General features: G+C 64.5%; 11 protein-coding genes and 1 tRNA gene. 9 read left to right on the top strand and 3 right to left on the bottom strand.

Going from position 1 to position 12937, the window contains the following annotated elements:
* Positions 1 to 7: 7 nt before the first annotated feature.
* Entirely contained in the window at positions 8 to 1240 is a 1233-nt protein-coding gene (locus AUR_RS20510; protein ID WP_277749650.1) for a CAP domain-containing protein, read from the top strand.
* 46 nt (positions 1241 to 1286) lie between these two features.
* Here AUR_RS20510 and AUR_RS07755 read toward each other — a convergent pair whose 3' ends face one another.
* The gene (locus tag AUR_RS07755) at positions 1287 to 1730 is read right to left on the bottom strand and encodes an SRPBCC family protein (protein WP_062098250.1); all 444 of its coding nucleotides are present in this window, start codon (positions 1728 to 1730) and stop codon (positions 1287 to 1289) included.
* 195 nt (positions 1731 to 1925) lie between these two features.
* Between AUR_RS07755 and AUR_RS07760 the strand changes: the two genes are divergently transcribed.
* The 3 genes from AUR_RS07760 to AUR_RS07770 all read left to right on the top strand — a co-directional run bounded on the left by AUR_RS07760 (position 1926) and on the right by AUR_RS07770 (position 4203).
* A complete protein-coding gene (locus tag AUR_RS07760) occupies positions 1926 to 3479 on the top strand; it encodes a M15 family metallopeptidase (RefSeq protein WP_062098251.1) in 1554 nt (517 codons plus the stop codon).
* 74 nt (positions 3480 to 3553) lie between these two features.
* Positions 3554 to 3624, top strand: a tRNA-Gly gene (locus tag AUR_RS07765).
* Positions 3625 to 3726: 102 nt separating this feature from the next.
* The gene (locus tag AUR_RS07770; RefSeq protein ID WP_021474043.1) at positions 3727 to 4203 is read left to right on the top strand and encodes a nuclear transport factor 2 family protein; all 477 of its coding nucleotides are present in this window, start codon (positions 3727 to 3729) and stop codon (positions 4201 to 4203) included.
* A gap of 21 nt (positions 4204 to 4224) precedes the next feature.
* Here the strand turns inward: AUR_RS07770 and AUR_RS07775 are convergent, their stop codons facing one another.
* Positions 4225 to 5640: an MFS transporter gene (locus tag AUR_RS07775; RefSeq protein WP_062098252.1), complete on the bottom strand. Its 1416-nt coding sequence runs from the start codon at positions 5638 to 5640 to the stop codon at positions 4225 to 4227.
* 151 nt (positions 5641 to 5791) lie between these two features.
* On the opposite strand from AUR_RS07775, the gene AUR_RS07780 reads away from it, so the two are divergent.
* Positions 5792 to 6646 carry a LysR substrate-binding domain-containing protein gene (locus AUR_RS07780; RefSeq protein ID WP_021474041.1) on the top strand — a complete coding sequence of 285 codons (855 nt, stop codon included), beginning with the start codon at positions 5792 to 5794 and terminating at the stop codon, positions 6644 to 6646.
* 45 nt (positions 6647 to 6691) lie between these two features.
* The gene (locus AUR_RS07785) at positions 6692 to 7465 is read left to right on the top strand and encodes a sugar phosphate isomerase/epimerase family protein (RefSeq protein WP_021474040.1); all 774 of its coding nucleotides are present in this window, start codon (positions 6692 to 6694) and stop codon (positions 7463 to 7465) included.
* Positions 7466 to 8428: 963 nt separating this feature from the next.
* Here AUR_RS07785 and AUR_RS07790 read toward each other — a convergent pair.
* Positions 8429 to 9466 (bottom strand): LacI family DNA-binding transcriptional regulator, encoded by a 1038-nt coding sequence (locus tag AUR_RS07790; RefSeq protein ID WP_128397108.1) that lies wholly within the window; start codon positions 9464 to 9466, stop codon positions 8429 to 8431.
* A gap of 197 nt (positions 9467 to 9663) precedes the next feature.
* Here AUR_RS07790 and AUR_RS07795 point away from each other — a divergent pair, with 197 nt between their 5' ends.
* From AUR_RS07795 to AUR_RS07805, 3 genes are read left to right on the top strand one after another with little or no spacing between them, the layout of a single operon-like run.
* The gene (locus tag AUR_RS07795; protein WP_062098256.1) at positions 9664 to 10833 is read left to right on the top strand and encodes a Gfo/Idh/MocA family protein; all 1170 of its coding nucleotides are present in this window, start codon (positions 9664 to 9666) and stop codon (positions 10831 to 10833) included.
* Positions 10833 to 12047 carry a dihydrodipicolinate synthase family protein gene (locus AUR_RS07800; protein ID WP_062098258.1) on the top strand — a complete coding sequence of 405 codons (1215 nt, stop codon included), beginning with the start codon at positions 10833 to 10835 and terminating at the stop codon, positions 12045 to 12047. The genes AUR_RS07795 and AUR_RS07800 overlap by 1 nt, the downstream gene beginning before the upstream one ends.
* On the top strand, positions 12044 to 12883 hold the full coding sequence (locus AUR_RS07805) for a sugar phosphate isomerase/epimerase family protein (RefSeq protein WP_062098259.1): 840 nt from the start codon (positions 12044 to 12046) through the stop codon (positions 12881 to 12883). Before AUR_RS07800 ends, AUR_RS07805 begins: the two co-directional genes overlap by 4 nt.
* Positions 12884 to 12937 lie beyond the last annotated feature (54 nt).

The raw sequence follows: 12937 nt of genomic DNA on the forward strand, positions 1-12937 counted from the left end.
CAACTCCATCAACAGCTACCGGGCTTCCCTCGGACTGGCCCCGGTGAAGTACCACGCAACCGTGGCAGGCCTCGCCCAGGAGTGGTCCAACAACATTGCCAGCCGGGAAGTGATCCAGCACAGGGCCAACTTCTGGACGGATCCCCGCGCTTTGAACCCGAACAACGGTGCCGGCGAGGTGATCGCCGTCCGTTGGGACCGCGACGCCGCACAGTTGGTGGAGTGGTGGAAGGGTTCTCCCGGCCACGATGCCGTATTGAGGGATCCCCGGTTCAACGTGATCGGCATCGGCATCACGTACACCGACGGTAACTGGCAGACCACGCCCAACCGCTTCACCATGTGGGGCGTGGTCAACTTCTTTGGCTACACCACTTTGCCGGCGGGAACGGTGACCAAACCGGGCGGGACAGTCACGCCTCCGGGAACGGTCACCCCGCCGGCTGATCCGGTGGCCGCCTGCGAACCCGGCGACAAATACCAGCCGCCCACGGTGGACCTGAAGTCAGCCGCCATCCGCAGCGGAGCCGACCTCGTGTCTGTCGCAGCCGACGGTTCGGTGTACTCGTACCCTTCCTTGGGCAACGCCAAGTACGGGGCGGCCCGGAAGATCGCCCAGGGTTTCACCGGGCTCAAGGAACTCTTCGTTTCGGACTGGGACCGTGACGGGGTGTTCGACCTCATCGCCCAGCGGACGGATGGACAGCTCCTGGTGTACCCGGGCAGGGCTTCGGGCGGGTTCGGCTCGCCCGGCGTCCTGGGCCATGGGTGGCAGTCGCTGACCCTCGCGGTGGGTCAGTGGTGCGCGACCAACCGCCTGCCGCAGATCGTGGCCATGGACGGTTCGGGCGGGTTGTGGCTCTACAAGAACTCCGGCATGACGTACATCCGAAGCCAGGCCGCCATCGCCACAGGCAATCCTGCGGTGCGGCTCAGCATGGTGGACTACAACGCCGATGGTTTCCAGGACCTGCTCACGGTGGAGGCCAGCGGTTACCTTCGCCTGTACCGCGGCAGCGGGCTGGCCACTCCACGCCAGGAAGCACGGCCGATTGTCGGTGCGGCCTGGACCGACTACACCGGCTTGCGTTCCCTCCAGGGAGTGGACGGGCCCGGCAGCACGGGCGTCGCGGGCTTGGGCACGAACGGCGTTCTGGAGTACTGGGACCTCACGTCGGGACGACTCACAACGCCCGTGTCCGTGGGCGGCGGCTGGACCGGATTCAAACTGGCGCAGTAGCAAACTGGCGCAGAGCCCTTCGGCCCGGCCGGCCTGATAACGAACGTCAGGCGGCAGGCCGCGATTCGATCACTGCCTTGAGCTGTTCCAGCTGGGCAACCTCGGCCTCCATGGTTTTCTGGACCATGCCAACCATCAGCTTTTGCAGGCCTTTGGGGTGGTATTCGAGGGCAAACCGGAGGCGCGTTGCAGGCCCCTCGGTGCTGAGGTAGTAGCCGCCCGTGGGGCGTGCGGGCCCGGCGATGACTTCGAAACGGACTTCCGCACCGGGCCGCGCCTCGGTGATCTTGAAGTCCGCGGCGATCGGACGGCCGCCGGGGCCTGTCAGCGTCTGCTGGTACACGGCACCTTTTTGGCCGCGCTCCCCTGATTGCAGCGAAATGCTGCGCACGCCGGAACGCCAGAGGGAATTGTTAAGGCCATCCATGAGGAACCCGTAAACGGTCATGGCGTCCCTGTTGATCACCACTTCATAGGCTGCGAGTGCCACGGAAACTTCTTTCGGCGTACGGTCGAATGGTCGTAGCCCGGTTCCCCATACACTGCAGCTAACACCTTCAGAATAATCAGCCGGACCTGCCTCCAACACGCACTCGGGCGAGCCTTGATCGAATGGTTACCTGACATGGCACCCCGGGGCGCGGTAGAGTGCGTGCCGCTGGCAAAAACAGATGTTGGGGGAAACATGCAGCTTCACGATCACCGCGCTCGGGCGGCAAAAGTACGACGACGGCTGGTCGGGCTCGCTGCCGGCCTCGCCGTGGTGACGGGCAGCGCAGCAGTCGCCGCACCGGCAAACGCAACAGCCGCCGCATCGGCAAGCGCAGCCCACATGACCCCGGCGCGGGTGGGTGCAACGCCCAACTCCGCACCGCCGTCGTCGGTTACCAAGGCGGCCCTGCCCGCCACCGTGAACCCGCTGCCAAGCGTGGACCCCATCAGCGACCCCGCGAGTTTCTCCGTGCTGGTGAACAAGTCCCGTCCGCTGAACCCCGCAAGCTACGCGCCGGGTGACCTCATCAATGCGCGCGGCTCAGGGCAGTACCTAAGGGCCGAAGCAGCGGCGTGGCTGAACGGCCTGTTCCAAGGGGCAGCGGACGCGGGCACGGGCGGGCTGTCGATCGTGAGCGGCTACCGGTCCTACGCCCAACAGCAGCAGGTCTATGCCTACTACGTCAGCATCTACGGCCAGGCATATGCGGACACCATTTCCGCGAGGCCGGGCTACAGCGAGCACCAGACCGGCCTGGCGGTGGACGTCGGCAACCAGAACGGTTCCTGCGGCCTGAGCACGTGTTTCGGGGACACCGTGGCCGGACGGTGGGTGGCTGCCAACGCGCACAAGTACGGTTTCATAGTGCGCTACCCCAACGGCTACACCGGAACCACGGGCTACAGCTACGAACCGTGGCATTTGCGGTACGTGGGAGTGGCACTGGCGACGGACATGAACCGCCGCGGCTACGCCACCATGGAGCAGTACTTTGCGGGCAACCCGGCCGCTGCCGCCAGCATCAAGTCCGGAGCGGACCTGGTGGCTGCCGATTCTTCCGGCCGCTTGCTGCGTTACCCGGCGACGGCGGTGGGCAGCTACGCGGCGCCGGTTCAGATCGGCTCGGGCTGGACGGGGCTGAAACAAGGCTTCGTGGTGGACTGGGACATTGACGGCGTGTACGACATCCTGGCCCAGTGGAACAACGGTGTCCTGGGCGTCTACCGGGGACTTCCCGGAGGTGGCTTCGCCGGGCAGGTTGTGGTGGGCAACGGCGGTTGGGACCGCATGACCATCACCGTGGGCAAGTGGTCGCACGCCCATCCCCGGCCTTCCGTGGTTGGATACTTCCCCGACGGCGTCCTGCGCTATTACCCCAACACGTTCGGTGGAGCACTCAGCGGCCCGCAGGTCATCGGCACGGGGTGGAACGGCCTCGAACTCACCATGGCCGACTGGGAGGGCGATGGCGCCAACGACATCATTGCCCGCAGGTCATCGGGAGCACTCATCAACTATCGCGGTGATGGCTGGGCCGGTTTTTACGGGCCGGCGATGACGGTCGGCACCGGGTGGCAATACATGCGGGTTCTGACGCCGAGCTTTGGTCTGACAGGCGCGGGAACGCGGGGCATCACGGCCCAGACCATGGAAGGCAACCTGTACAACTACGGACTGGGCCGCGGGCAGTGGACGACGTATGCACAGGTCGGCTCCGGGTGGAACAGCCTGAAGCTCTTCAAGTAGCTCGCGCGTCTGTCCGGAACAGCTCGTGAACTGCGCTAAGCTGGGATTCGCTCCGGTCACCAACCGGGACGAATGCGGGCGTAGCTCAATGGTAGAGCGCTAGCTTCCCAAGCTCGATACGCGGGTTCGATTCCCGTCGCCCGCTCAGACGAAGACCCCTTGCCTGTGGTTCCACGGGCAAGGGGTCTTTTCTTGTGCCGCCCCGAGCCTAAAATCGTAGGTACATCACCTACCCGGGAGGTCCCCCATGACTCTCACCGACGATGCTGGGGCGGGTCCGCTCGCCGTCATCCACCGCCTGTTGGAAGCCACGAACAAACACGATCTGGAAAGCCTGGCGGAGTGCTTCGCTCCGGGCTACGTCAACGAAACCCCGGCCCACCCCACCCGCGGATTCACGGGCCGCGACACTATCCGCAGCAACTGGGAGCAGCTCTTCACCGGAGTTCCGGACATCAAGGTCCGCATGGTCTCGCACAGTGTTTCCGCAGACCAGGTGTGGACGGAACTGCACATGCAGGGTGCCTGGCGCGACGGAACACCCCACGAGCTGACGGGCGTAGTGATCTTCGGTGTGGAAGAGCATGCCATCAACAGCGCCCGCTTCTATATGGAGCCTGTGGAGCATCTCCCCCGCGTCGTCGACACCGCGGACAGGGTCAGTCACCGGGTCACGCATGGCCGGCCGGCAACCCGGGAAGCACCGGCTGAAGCGGCACGGTAATCCACCGACGCCGGCCAGGCCTCAGGCGGTTTGTGTCCTCTCCACGATCCGCACCACGCGGCGACGGTCGCGCAGGTCCACTTTCAGCTGCAGGGAGGACCGGCGGGCGAGGACGACGGCGACCACCGCGGCTGCCGTTGCCGGAACGCCGCCTGCTATCAGGATGCCCAGCTGCGGCCCGAGGTGTTCGGCGAGCCAGCCCATCACCGGACCGCCAATTGCCTGGCCGCCAATGAGCACCACCAGGTAGAGGCTCATGACGCGACCCCGGATGCCCATGTTCGAACTTGTCTGGACCATTTGGTTGGCGGCAGTCAGGAACATGAGGCACCAGAACCCTGCAAGGACCATGGCCACGCAGAACCACACCATGGAGGGCATAGCCGCCGACAGGACCAGCATCAGTCCGTAGAGGCCCGCGGATACCACCACCGAACGCAGCCGGAGCTGGCGACGGCGCGCTGACGCCACTGCCCCCGTCAGCGCACCGAGCGCAACCATGGCGTTCAGCAGGCCGTAGCCTCCGGCACCGGCGTCGTACACGTGGTCCGCGAACGCGGCCAGCAGCACGGGCAGGCTCATCGCGAAAACCGCCACGAACCCGGCCATCAACCACGGCCAGTAGATGGTCGGCTTGCTGAGCGCGTAGTTCAGTCCTTCGCGCAGCATGCCCTTCCGGCGGGGCGTGGGCTGGCTGATGTGGAGCTGATCCTTGCGCAGGATGAAGAGCATGGTCACCGTGGAACAGCACGCCACGGCGTTCCCGGCGAAGGCCCAACCGGCTCCGACGGCGGTCAGGAGCCAGCCTGCCAGGGCCGGACCGATCAGCCCGCCCAATTGGAACGTTGTGGAGTTCACGCTGATGGCGTTGCGCAAGTACTTGGGACCGACCAGCTCGTTGACGAACACTTGGCGTGCGGGCTGGTCCAGCACGGTCACGAAGCCCAGCAGGAGCGCGATCACGTAGACGTGCCACACCTCCACCACGTGCGTCAGGGAGAGGATGGCCAGCGCTGCCGCCAGGATCGCGGCGGCGGACTGGCAGATGATCAGGATCTTCCGCTTTGCGAAGCGGTCGGCAATCATGCCGCCCCACGGTCCCAGGAACAGCGACGGCAGGAACTGCAGGGCCACGGTTATTCCGACGGCTGTGACGGAGGCGGAGAGCTGAAGCACCATCCAGTCCTGCGCGATGCGCTGCATCCATACAGCAATGACGGCAATGAAGTGGCCGATGGCGAAGATCCGGAAGTTTGGAACCTTCAGTGAAATGAATGTGTGGCGCCAGGGCAGCTTCTCGCTCACGACGGCGAGCGGCTGGGTGGCGGTGTCCGGCTTGTTTGTGCCCGGCTGGTTCGTGACCGGCATGGGACCAGCGGAGAGGGAATCGACGACGGGCTGGCTGACGTTTGCCGCAGAAGGCGGAGGGGGTGCCAAAGGAAGTCCTCGGATCAGGGGTTTTAGTGGAATGCCATTAACGCTAGGGTTGCCAACAGTAATTGTGGAAGCGTATTGCGGTGATAACTAAGATTGCGGATCGCAATGGGACGTCCGCCACTCCGCCTTCCGCCAGGCCTCGAGGAGTTCCGTGTTTGAACCTGTCCAGCTCCGTTCTTTCCTCGCCGTGGCGGAAACGCTGAGCTTCACCAAGGCCGCAGAACGCTTGGGCCTGGCGCAACCCACCGTGAGCCAGCACGTCCGCAAGCTTGAGACCGCCGCGAAGCGCGTGCTGGTGGCCAGGGATACCCGCGAAGTCCGACTGACCGACAACGGTGACGCCATGGCCGGGTTTGCACGCAACATCCTGGCAGCACACGACTCCGCTGCCCGATATTTTTCAGGCTCGGCGATGAGGGGCCGCCTGCGCTTCGGAACCGCTGACGACCTGGCCATCACCGGCCTGCCCCGTATCCTCCGCGAGTTCAGGCAGCTTTACCCGCAGATCAACCTGGAACTCACGGTGAGCCAGAGCGACCAGCTGTACAAGCGCCTCAACGCCGGGCAACTGGATCTGGTGTTCGTCAAATGGGTGGCAGGCGCCAAGGACGGGACGGTGGTCCGGCATGACAACTTCGCCTGGGTGGGCCTTGAGCAGACTGTCCTGGAACCGGGTGCTCCGGTACCGCTGATCGCCTACCCCGCTCCGAGCCTGAGCCGGAAGCTTGCGATTGACGCGTTGGAGGCGGCAGGCCGGACCTGGCGTATCACGTGCAGCACCAAGCAGATCAGCGGCGTCCTCGCAGCGGTGCGGGCCGGCATCGGAGTAGCCGTCATGCCCGCTTCCCTGGTTCCGGAAGACCTGAAAGTCATCACCCAACGCTTCGGGCTGCCACCGGTGGGGGACGTCGACTTCACGTTGATCCGGAATCCCTTGGCCAACGCAGAAGTCATTGATGCACTGACCCAGGCGATCATGGGCAGAACGCTGAACAAGTCCACATAGCAGTCAGGCCTATCCCGGTAAGCGCATTCCCGGTAACCTTGGCCGATGATCGACCTCACTACGCTGGCGGACCTCACGCCCGGCATCTGTTCCGTCACGCTCCGCTCCGCAAGTATCGAAGAGGTGGTCAGCGTTGCCTCCGAGGCGGGACTGGCGGGCATCGAGTGGGGAACGGATGCGCATGTCACCGATACCGCTTCCGCGGAGAAGGCCCGGGAGGCCTCGGAGGAAGCCGGCCTGACCGCGCTTTCCCTCGGCTCCTACTATCGCGCGGGCTCGTTCGGGGACTTCGAGCAGGAGCTCAAGCTTGCGGAGATCCTGGGCGCACCGAGGATCCGGATCTGGGCAGGCGGGTCGGGCTCAGCCGACGCGGACGCCGAACTCCGGGACGCCGTCATCCGTGATGCCCGGCGGGTTGCAGGGCTCGCTGCCGAACGCGGAATCTCCATCGCTTTTGAGTACCACGCCAACACCCTCACCGACTCCCCCGAGGCCACCCTTGACCTCTTGGATCGCGTCGGCCAAGGCAACGTGGGCACTTACTGGCAGCCCGCCGTCGGGCTTTCCGATCAACAAGCCCTGGAGTCGCTCCACAAGGTCCTGCCCCACGTGGTGGGCGTCCATTGCTTCTCCTGGGGTCCGGAAGCTGAACGCCAACCCCTGCGGTCACGGAAGCAGCTGTGGCAGGCAGTCTCCGATGTGCTGAGGGGCAATGGGAAAGACATGGACGTAATGATCGAATTCGTCGCGGACGACCTCCCGGAAAACGTGCTCAACGACGCCACGTTCCTGCACAGCATCGCCCTCGGCGAGGACTAAGCCCGGGCACAGCCGCCGAGCCGGCATACCAGGATGGACACTGGCCCTGAACCTCGGTCACTCGGTGGGACGCCTTAACCCAATTGCCGACATCGTGAGATCTGCATGCCGATATTCTCTGGATGGCGTCCATGACGCGGTCTATGTTCTGGGAGAAAATCGGCTCATGATGTGCCACCCGGTTCCTTATGCCACGGACCACGCCCACGTCCCGGGCTAACCCTCGTACAGCGGCCGATGTTCCTTCGCTTTCGGGCACGTTCGGGAACACCGTGGTCAGCAAAGGATTCCAGATCGCTGTGTCGTACCGGCTGGAAAGCATTTGTTCCCAGAATACGAACTTGAGCTCTGGGATAACTTTGCCTGTTGTGGGGTTCCGGGAAGCTGCCTGCTGAACATCCCTGCGAGGCTCGTAGCGCCCGTGCTTTTGGGGGACGCTGTACAAAAAACGGTTGTCCCAGGGCCATCTCTCCAGGTACGTCCGCGTAAGTGCTTCGTGGATGGCGTTCCGAAGCACTACCTCAAACAAGTGCAACGGCAGCAGCAGTGCCGAAGCCAGCTCGGCGTTCCACTCGTACAAGTTGATGGCGTCATCGTGGCTGGCGCCTCTGCTTTGCGCCGCACGGTCAAAAGCTGTCAGTCGGGCAGGGGTGATGGCCCTGCGTATCTCGGCGTACTGCAATTGACCGGACCCGCCTATCTCGGTAGTGTCTTGCGTACACGCTTCGGGTTTTGAGGGCGAAAGCCTACGCTCGGAGATAAAAGAGATTGAGAAAATGCCACCCGATCGGGTGGCATTTTTCATGCTATCGACGCGCTCCATTCGGACCCAATCCGGCTCAGGCGCCTGTTGAAAACCGGGCACAGCCGCCGAGTTCGCCGCAACGCTGCGGTTCGTGGGAAAGCTTGGGGTGTCACTGCAGGTTTCCGGCGAACGCGGCGAAAAGCATCGCCCGGCCGACCTCAGGCGGGGTCGCCGGCAGGGACCTCAGTACTGCGTCGAAGCTTGAGGGACCCCGTGACAGAGCCGCCTTCCGTTGCTCCGGCAGCCAGGCGGCCGATCTCCTCCAACGGCAGGAACACGGTGGACAGGGCCGGACGGAAGTCGCGGAGGGTTTCAATGTCGTCGAACCCGGCAATGGTGGCGTCCCTCGGGATCCATACCCCCTTGGAACGGAGGGCCGCGGTAACGCCAATGGCCATGACGTCGTTGACAGCGAAAATGCAGAGGCGGTCCTTGGCTGAGGTGATCCGTTCGGCCAACGCCAGCCCGGCGTCGTAACCACCTGCACGGTTGAAGCCGGTCCGGATAACCTCGGCGGCAGGCCTGCCGGCTTCCGCAAGTCCACGCTGGAATCCGCGGACACGGTCGTCCGAGGTAAAGAGCCCTTCCGGTCCCGCCACCACCACGAACCCAGCGTCGTGGGAGTCTGCAAGTTCCCGGGCCAGATCGGCAGCGAGTTCTTCGTTGGGTACCTCCACTACGCGGTAGCCCTCGGTTGTTGAAGCACCCACCACTGGATGGCCGACCACCCCTACACGGCCACCGTTGCGGCAATAGCGGTCCAATTCCGCGGCGAGCCCGGCATTGGCCAGAGCGTCTTCGTCCCGGGCAGAGCGTGAACCGGCGATCACGATCGAATCAGCCCGCCGCGCCGCAAACGCGGCCACGGCTTCACGTTCTTCTGCGGGCGATCCGGAGGTGCTGGCCAACAGGACCATGCGGTTTTGCTCGCGGGCCGCACCCTGTACTCCTCGGGCAATCGCCGAGAAATAGGGGTCGGCGATGTCGTGCACGATGAGGCCGATCAAACCCGAGCTGGACTTGGCCAGCGCCTGGGCCTGCGCGTTGGGGACATAACCGAGCTTGTCCGCAGCCTGGCGGACCCGGTCGGCGATGTCCTCTGCCGGCTTGCGGGAGGATCCATTCAGGACGCGCGATGCCGTTGCCAGGGAAACCCCTGCCAGGCGCGCTACTTCGCTCAGTGTGCTGGCGGCCACAACGGCCCTCCTTCTCTGCGTGCGCCCGGGACTGGCGCTAGGGAAATTATGGCAGCATTCCTCCAATTCCGGGAAAGCGCTTGCCAAGCAGCCACGCCATAAGGCATCATCGATTCAGTGGGAATGCGCTTTCCCATCCTGCAGACATCCACTGCCCGCACCGTCGCGGCAGGCAACTTTAGGCACTTGGAGAAAACATGGGCTTCGAAACAAAGACGATCCGCATCGCCATGAACGGCATCACCGGCCGAATGGGGTACCGCCAGCACTTGCTGCGTTCCATCCTCCCCATTCGTGACGCGGGCGGCTTCACCCTGGAGGACGGCACCAAGGTCCAGGTGGAGCCCATCCTTGTGGGCCGAAACGAAGCCAAGATCCGTGAACTCGCCGAGCTGCACAAGGTTTCCGAGTGGACAACGGACCTCGATGCCGTGATCAACGATCCCACCGTGGACATCATCTTCGATGCCTCCATGACCAGCCTCCGCGCAGCCACACTGAAGAAGGCCATGCAGGCCGGCAAGCACACCTTCACTGAAAAGCCCACGGCCGAGACGCTTGAAGAAGCCATCGAACTGGCCAGGATCGGCAAGGAAGCCGGCGTCACCGCAGGCGTCGTCCACGACAAGCTGTACCTCCCGGGACTGGTGAAGCTGCGCCGCCTGGTTGATGAAGGGTTCTTTGGCCGCATCCTCTCCATCCGCGGCGAGTTCGGCTACTGGGTCTTTGAAGGTGACGTTCAGGCGGCACAGCGCCCGTCCTGGAACTACCGCAAGGAAGACGGCGGTGGAATGACCACGGACATGTTCTGCCACTGGAACTACGTCCTTGAAGGCATCATCGGCAAGGTCAAGAGCGTCAACGCCAAGACAGCCACGCACATCCCCACCCGCTGGGACGAAGCCGGCAAGGAGTACAAGGCAACGGCTGATGACGCTTCCTACGGCATCTTCGAGCTGGAGACCCCGGGCGGCGACGACGTCATCGGCCAGATCAACTCTTCCTGGGCCGTGCGCGTGTACCGCGACGAACTGGTTGAGTTCCAGATCGACGGCACGCACGGTTCCGCCGTCGCAGGTTTGAACAAGTGCGTCGCGCAGCAGCGCGCCCACACCCCCAAGCCCGTCTGGAACCCGGACCTTCCCGTCACCGAATCCTTCCGCAGCCAGTGGCAGGAAGTCCCCGCCAACGCCGAACTGGACAACGGCTTCAAGTTGCAGTGGGAAGAGTTCCTGCGCGACGTCGTAGCGGGACGCGAGCACCGTTTCGGCCTGCTTTCCGCGGCCCGCGGAGTGCAGCTGGCCGAACTCGGCCTTCAGTCCTCGGCCGAGCGCCGCACCATCGACATCCCGGAGATCAGCCTCTAATGACGTCCCTTATCCTCCCCACCGACGACGGCGGTACCCGCGAATACCGCCTTCAGGCGGCCACCACATGGGCCAAACCCGCTGCTCCCCTGACCGCACGGCGCGCTTATGCCGCAGCCCACGTCATCCCCGAGGTCGCTGCTGACAACACCCCCGGCGCCCCGGCCCAGCTCGACTGGGAAGCCACGCTCGCCTACCGGCATGAACTATGGTCCTACGGCCTGGGCGTTGCCGATGCCATGGACACCGCTCAACGCGGCATGGGCCTGGACTGGGCCGCAACCCAGCAACTCATCAAGCGCACCGGCGCCGAGGCCGCCTCGGTGGTGAGCGGCAACAACGCCGCAATCGCCGGAAAGTCCGTGCGTGACCTCGTTTCCTGCGGCGCGGGCACCGATCAGCTGGACATCGCCGCCCTTCCGGACGGCGCAGCCGGCATCAAAGCCGTGATCGAGGCCTACCGCGAGCAGATCGCCGTCGTCAGCGTAGCCGGTCCCAAGGTGATCCTGATGGCATCCCGCGCGCTGGCCAAAGTGGCCACCAGCGCCGACGATTACCTGCACGTCTACTCCACGCTCCTCCAGGAAGTCGAACAGCCGGTCATCCTGCACTGGTTGGGCACCATGTTCGATCCCGCACTGGCCGGCTATTGGGGCTCGGACGACGTTTCCGTGGCTACCGACACGTTCCTCAGCCTGATCCGTGAACACGCGGACAAGGTGGACGGCGTGAAGGTTTCCCTGCTGGATGCTTCCCATGAGGTTGGCCTCCGCGCAGCCCTTCCGGAAGGCGTGCGCCTCTACACGGGCGACGACTTCAACTACCCGGAACTGATCGACGGCGACGCCACCCACCACTCGGACGCGCTGCTGGGCATCTTCGCGGCCATCTATCCGGCCGCGTCGGTCGCCCTCCAGAAGTACGACGCCGGCAACGGTGCAGAGGGGCGCGCCATCCTTGATTCGACGCGTGAGCTGGGAAAGCACATCTTCAGCGCACCGACGTTCTACTACAAGACCGGAATCGCCTTCCTGTCCTGGCTCAACGGCAGACAGCCCGGCTTCCAGATGGTGGGCGGACTGCACTCCGGCCGTTCCGTGCTGCACCTCGCGAAGACCTTCGAGCTGGCAGACAAGGCCGGGCTCTTGAAGGACCCGTCGCTGGCAGCTTTCCGCATGTCCGATTACCTGCGGATCAACGGGGTGGCCGCATGAGCGACTTCTCGCGTCTTTCCCTCAACAGCGCCACCACCAAGAAGTGGACGCTCGCGGAAGCAGTCGACGGTTGCGCACGGGCGGGCATCCCGGCCATCGGCCCTTGGCGTGACCGCGTTGCGGAAGCGGGCCTGGACAAGGCAGCCAAGCTGATCAAGGACGCCGGCCTTCGGGTCTCATCACTGTGCCGCGGCGGTTTCCTCACGGCAGCCGATCCCGAGGGCCAGGCAGCAGCACTTGCCGACAACTTTGAGGCTGTCCGCGAGGCCGTGGCGCTGGATACCCGGGAGCTGTTCCTGGTGGTCGGCGGACTCGCACCCGGGGAGAAGGATGTTGTGGCTGCCCGCCAGCGCGTCGCGGACCGGCTCGAGGAACTGGTTCCCTTCGCCTCGGAAAACGGCGTGCGCCTGGTGCTGGAACCCCTGCACCCCATGTACGCAGCGGACCGGGCACTCATTTCCACCCTCGGCCAGGCCTTGGATCTTGCCGCGCCCTACGACGCCAGGGCCGTGGGCGTCGCCGTCGACACTTTCCATGTCTGGTGGGATCCGGAACTGAAGGCGCAGATCGAACGCGCCGGCCGCGACAACCGCATTGCTTCCTACCAGGTGTGCGACTTCAACCTGCCGATTGCCGCCGATGCGCTGCTGTCGCGCGGAATGATGGGCGACGGCGTCATCGACTTCGCGACCATCGGCACCTGGGTCAGGGACGCCGGATACACGGGTGACATCGAGGTGGAGATCTTCAACCAGGAGATTTGGGATGCGGACGGGGACAAGGTCCTGGAAACCATGAAGGAGCGCTACGCGGAGCTCGTGCTTCCGTACGCCTGAGACTTGTGATCCGTCAGGTCGGGAATCCCTGGCGGATCACAGCCAAACGAGCGG

This window comes from Paenarthrobacter ureafaciens (assembly GCF_004028095.1).
Lineage (GTDB): Bacteria > Actinomycetota > Actinomycetes > Actinomycetales > Micrococcaceae > Arthrobacter > Arthrobacter ureafaciens.

What these genes read in the sequence shown, in the direction of transcription:
- AUR_RS07760 (WP_062098251.1), top strand. Translation starts at nt 1,926, where the DNA reads ATGCAGCTTCACGATCACCGCGCTCGGGCGGCAAAAGTACGACGACGG.
- AUR_RS07770 (WP_021474043.1), top strand. Translation starts at nt 3,727, where the DNA reads ATGACTCTCACCGACGATGCTGGGGCGGGTCCGCTCGCCGTCATCCAC.
- AUR_RS07785 (WP_021474040.1), top strand. Translation starts at nt 6,692, where the DNA reads ATGATCGACCTCACTACGCTGGCGGACCTCACGCCCGGCATCTGTTCC.
- AUR_RS07795 (WP_062098256.1), top strand. Translation starts at nt 9,664, where the DNA reads ATGGGCTTCGAAACAAAGACGATCCGCATCGCCATGAACGGCATCACC.
- AUR_RS07800 (WP_062098258.1), top strand. Translation starts at nt 10,833, where the DNA reads ATGACGTCCCTTATCCTCCCCACCGACGACGGCGGTACCCGCGAATAC.
- AUR_RS07805 (WP_062098259.1), top strand. Translation starts at nt 12,044, where the DNA reads ATGAGCGACTTCTCGCGTCTTTCCCTCAACAGCGCCACCACCAAGAAG.